General features: G+C 70.3%; 5 protein-coding genes. All 5 read right to left on the bottom strand.

All coding sequences use genetic code 11. The annotated features are described in order from the left end of the window. Nucleotides 1–53 precede the first annotated feature (53 nt). From A5646_RS13200 to A5646_RS13180, 5 genes are read right to left on the bottom strand one after another with little or no spacing between them, the layout of a single operon-like run. The gene (locus A5646_RS13200; RefSeq protein WP_066880463.1) at nucleotides 54–1,001 is read right to left on the bottom strand and encodes a Ppx/GppA phosphatase family protein; all 948 of its coding nucleotides are present in this window, start codon (nucleotides 999–1,001) and stop codon (nucleotides 54–56) included. Beyond that, on the bottom strand, nucleotides 995–1,483 hold the full coding sequence (locus A5646_RS13195) for a DUF501 domain-containing protein (RefSeq protein WP_066871761.1): 489 nt from the start codon (nucleotides 1,481–1,483) through the stop codon (nucleotides 995–997). Before A5646_RS13195 ends, A5646_RS13200 begins: the two co-directional genes overlap by 7 nt. Continuing rightward, the gene (locus A5646_RS13190) at nucleotides 1,476–2,189 is read right to left on the bottom strand and encodes a septum formation initiator family protein (protein WP_066880464.1); all 714 of its coding nucleotides are present in this window, start codon (nucleotides 2,187–2,189) and stop codon (nucleotides 1,476–1,478) included. Before A5646_RS13190 ends, A5646_RS13195 begins: the two co-directional genes overlap by 8 nt. A gap of 20 nt (nucleotides 2,190–2,209) precedes the next feature. Beyond that, complete coding sequence (gene eno, locus A5646_RS13185; protein WP_066871767.1) at nucleotides 2,210–3,499, bottom strand: phosphopyruvate hydratase; 1,290 nt, start codon at nucleotides 3,497–3,499, stop codon at nucleotides 2,210–2,212. Between the two features lie 56 nt (nucleotides 3,500–3,555). Next, complete coding sequence (locus A5646_RS13180) at nucleotides 3,556–4,284, bottom strand: lytic transglycosylase domain-containing protein (RefSeq protein WP_156748818.1); 729 nt, start codon at nucleotides 4,282–4,284, stop codon at nucleotides 3,556–3,558. Nucleotides 4,285–4,552: the final 268 nt, after the last annotated feature.

Raw genomic sequence — 4,552 nt, 5'->3', positions numbered from 1 at the left:
AGGCGGGCAAAAGACATGTCCACTGTTGTAGAGGCCGGTGTGGCGGATGTGACCTACCCGGCGATGGACAACACGATGCCGTCCAGGATGTCGTGCTCGCTGACGGTCAGCTCGTCGATGCCCGCCCGGGCGCGCAACTCGCGGGCCAACTCCTCGACCACGATGGCGCCCCCGGCGATCACATCGGCGCGCCCCGCATGCATCGGCGGCAACGCCGCGCGCTCGGCCCGGCTCATGGCGATCAGCCGTTCGCACACCGCCAGCAGATCGTCACCGGCGACGCGCGAAAGATGAATGGCCGCAGAGTCATACGTCGTCAGGTTGTGGGCAAGCGCGGACAGGGTGGTCATCGTCCCGGCCAGCCCGACCCAGGTCTTCGCCCCCTCGACGGGCACCACACCGAGCGCCACCTCGAGCCGCTCGCGCACCACCCGGCGCGCCGCCGCGACTTCCTCGGGCGTCGGGGGGTCCGAATGCAGGCAGCGTTCGGTCAGCCGCACGCAGCCGATGTCGGCCGAGTAGCTGGCCGTCACCGCATCGCCGCCGGTGACGATCTCGGTGGAGCCGCCACCCAGGTCGACGACGACGAAAGGCCCCGCCGCAGCGTCCAACTCGCCGACGGCGCCCCGAAACGACAGCGAGGCCTCCTCGGCGCCGGTGATCACCTCCGCCACCGCCCCCGGCAGCACCGCGCCCAGCACGTCGGCGGTCATCGCGAAGAACGCATCGCGGTTGGCGACGTCGCGGGCGGCGGAGGTGGCCACCATCCGCACCCGTTGTACCCCATGCTGTTTCAGCAACGACGCGTAGTCGGCGAGCGCCGCCCGGGTGCGGGCTATCGCATCGGCCGCGAATTCACCGGTCGCGTCGACACCCTGGCCCAGCCGCACGATGCGCGTCTCCCGGTACACGTCGCGCAGCCGGCCACCGTCGACGTCGGCGATCAGCAGTCGAATCGAGTTGGTGCCGCAGTCGATTCCGGCGAGCCTGTCGTTCACCATCGGCCGGCCTCCAGGATGCCGGCCATCGCGGGCTCGCCGGCCAGGATCGCCAGCGCCTCGTCGCCGAACGGGTTCACACCAGGCCCCTTGGCCAGCGAATGGGCGATCAGCACGTGCAGGCACTTGACCCGGTCGGGCATTCCGCCGCCGGAAAAGGTGGTGCCCAGCGATTCGATCGCGTCCCGCTCGGCCAGATACGACTCGTGGGCGCGCCGGTAGGCGGCCGCCAATTCCGCGTCCTGGCCCAGCCGCTCGGTCATCTCGCGCATCAACCCCGTCGTCTCCAGCCTGCTGGCGGCGGCCGTCAGCGCCGGATGGGTCAGGTAGTACAACGTCGGAAAAGGCGTGCCGTCGGGCAGTTTCGGTGCCGTCTTCACCACCCCGGGCTCACCATTCGGGCAACGGTAGGCGATTTCGATAACCCCGCGCGGCTCGCGCCCGAGCTGGCGCGCCACCGCTTCCAGGTCGGCACGATCAACCACCGGGACCCGTGGGATTCGGTGCGGGCACCGGACCGGGCGCGCCCGGTTCGGCCGGAGGCGGCGGGGCCTGCGGCGCAGGCGGATTGGCCGGCCGCAGGTGCGGGGCGTCGGCGATGGTGTGCCACAGCGACGTATACCAGGGGTCGGTGTTGGCCGGCTTCGCCGACGGGGATCCGGGCTGCGTCGGCTCGCCCGCCGTCGGCGGGAGCTGCACCTGGAACGGGATGTCGCCGGGCTTGACGAAGCCGAGCCGCTCGCGGGCCTGCGCCGCAATGTAGGCCGGGTCACCGAGTTTGGCCTTGCGCTGCTCCAACTCCGCGACCTGACGCCGTAGCGCCGCCTCGGTGGCGGCCAGCTGATTCATCTCGGTGCGCTGGGCGAAGTAGGTGCGCACCGGTCCGGCGATGGTCAACGTCAGCACGCAGATCACCGCGGCAAGCACCGCCGCCCGGCGCGCGGTGAAACCCAGCCGTTGCTCGGAGCGCTGCTCCACCGATTCGGCGGCCTGGCGCACGATGGGCTCGACGACATGTTCTTGCTGCGTTCGCGCCGTGGCGCGGCCGGCCTGGTTCGCGGTGGGCGACGTCCGCGACGACGGCTTGGAGGACGGCTTGGCCGAGCGACGGCGCCGACCCGTATCCCCGGCCTTCCCCGGGCGCGAGGCCGGGGAGCGCCGTTTGGAGTCGGGCCGTTTCGCGTCAGCCATGTCAACCGTTGCGCGTCAAGCTATTTCGCCTCCACGGCATAACGAGGGAAGGCCAAGTCGCCGGCATAGCGGGCGGCGTCACCGAGCGCCTCCTCGATCCGCAGCAGCTGGTTGTACTTGGCGACGCGCTCGCTGCGGGCCGGTGCGCCGGTCTTGATCTGCCCACTGCCCACGGCCACGGCCAGGTCGGCGATGGTGGTGTCCTCGGTTTCGCCGCTGCGGTGGCTCATCATCGTGCGATAGCCGCTGTGGTGGGCGAGCGCGACGGCGTCCAGCGTCTCGGTCAGCGTGCCGATCTGATTCACCTTGACCAGCAAGGCGTTTGCCACGCCCTTGTCGATGCCCTCTTCCAGGCGTTCGGGATTGGTGACGAAGATGTCGTCGCCGACCAACTGCACCCGGTCACCGATCGACGCGGTCAGGGTCGCCCAGCCGTCCCAATCGTCTTCCGACAGCGGGTCTTCGATGGACACCAACGGATACGAGCCGAGCAGCCCGGCGTAGAAGTCGGCCATCTGCGCGGCGGTGCGGGTGCTGCCCTCGAACTTGTAGCCGGTCCCCTCGGTGAAGAATTCGGTGGCCGCCGCGTCGAGCGCCAGCGCCACGTCGGCGCCGGGTTTGAACCCGACCGACTCGATAGCCCGGCTGATCAGGTCCAGGGCCGCGGTGGTGCCCGCCACGTCGGGGGCGAAACCGCCCTCGTCACCCAGGCCGGTGCTCAGGCCCTCCTTCTTGAGCACCGACTTCAGCGCGTGATACACCTCCGCGCCCCAGCGCAGCGCCTCGGCGAAGCTGGGCGCACCGATCGGCGCCACCATGAACTCCTGGATGTCGACGGCGGTGTCGGCGTGCGCGCCCCCGTTGAGGATGTTCATCATCGGCACCGGCAGGATGTGCGCGTTCGGGCCGCCGAGATAGCGGAACAGCGGCAGCTCGGCGGAATCGGCGGCGGCCTTGGCCACGGCCAGCGAGACGCCCAGGATCGCGTTGCCGCCCAGCCGCGACTTGTCGGGCGTACCGTCCAGATCCAGCAGCGCCTGGTCCACCAACCGCTGATCGTCGGCGTTCAGGCCGATCACCGCCGGGCCGATCTCGTCGAGCACGGCCTGCACCGCCTTCTGCACGCCCTTGCCGCCGTACCGCTCGCCGCCGTCGCGCAGCTCGACGGCCTCGTGTTCGCCCGTCGACGCGCCGGAGGGCACCGCGGCGCGGGCGAACGTTCCGTCGATCAGGGCAATCTCGACCTCGACTGTCGGGTTACCGCGGGAATCGAGGATCTCGCGGGCCCCGACCTGCTCGATAATCGGCACTGAGTTCTCCTTGCGTCGTAGCCGGTGCGTGCTTCGCCGGTCAGCGATACATCCTGCTACAACGGGTGACCTTTCGCGTAGGCGGTGGCCCAATCGCGGACCGCCCGGGCGTACACCCCGGAGTTGTTGTAGGCCCGCAGCGCGGTGATCCAGCCGCGCGGCGTGGCGAGATCCTTTCCGCGCCAACACAGGTAACCGGCCGCGGCGAGGGCCGCGTCGTCGATGTTGTCCGGGCTGACGCGCCCGTCGTTGTGAGCGTCGACACCATAGAGCCGCCACGTCTCCGGGATGAACTGCATCGGCCCCATGGCGCGCGTCACACCGTCGTCGTCGGTGACGGCCTCCTCGGTGTCGACGATGCGCAGCGTGCCGCCGCTGCCGTCGAGCCGGACACCCCGAATCGGGGGGCTCACATCGCCGTTCGGGGCCAGGCGCGCGCCGCGGTAGGTGCCGTGGTGGCTCTCGACCTGGCCGATGCCGGCCAGCGTGGTCCACGCGATGTGGCATTTCGGGTTCTCGACTTCGGCGACCCGCGCCGCGTAGGCGTAGGCCTCGAGCGCGATCACCGGGATCTCGAGTGCCGCCGACCGCTGCGCCGCCCAGTCCCGCAACTGATCCGCGGGCCGGCCGCTGGCGTGGGTGTCCACGGCGGGCACCGGATCCCCGGCCGGTGGCGGCACGCCGTCAGGGATGAACAGGCTGAGCTGCCAGGTACAGCTGGAGGCCAGAACGATCGCGGTCGCGCCGATCACGGCGGCCGCGCGCATCCAACGCCTCGGCGACACCATGCTTTCCTGAGCTCCCCTAAACTCGCCTGCCCCAACTTCCGCCACACCATCGTCCCATGCGTCCGGGACCGACCCGGTCGCCTCGGGCCCCGGCACACCGACTCGCCGCCGGTTTCAGCTAACCCTCGGCAAGCCGTTGGCCGCTTCGGCCAGCGCGGTCAGACCGACGCCAACCACGGGGATTCGCACCCTCATCGGCGATGTTACCCAGCCAGGACGGCCAAATCGGGCAAACATTCCGTCGGTCGCTCTCTTTCACGGCCGA

It is taken from the genome of Mycobacterium sp. 1245499.0, from assembly GCF_001673615.1.
Classification (GTDB): Bacteria; Actinomycetota; Actinomycetes; order Mycobacteriales; family Mycobacteriaceae; genus Mycobacterium; species Mycobacterium europaeum_A.
Note: the sequence above shows the minus strand (reverse complement) of the source record. Positions and strands in the feature narration are given on the sequence as shown.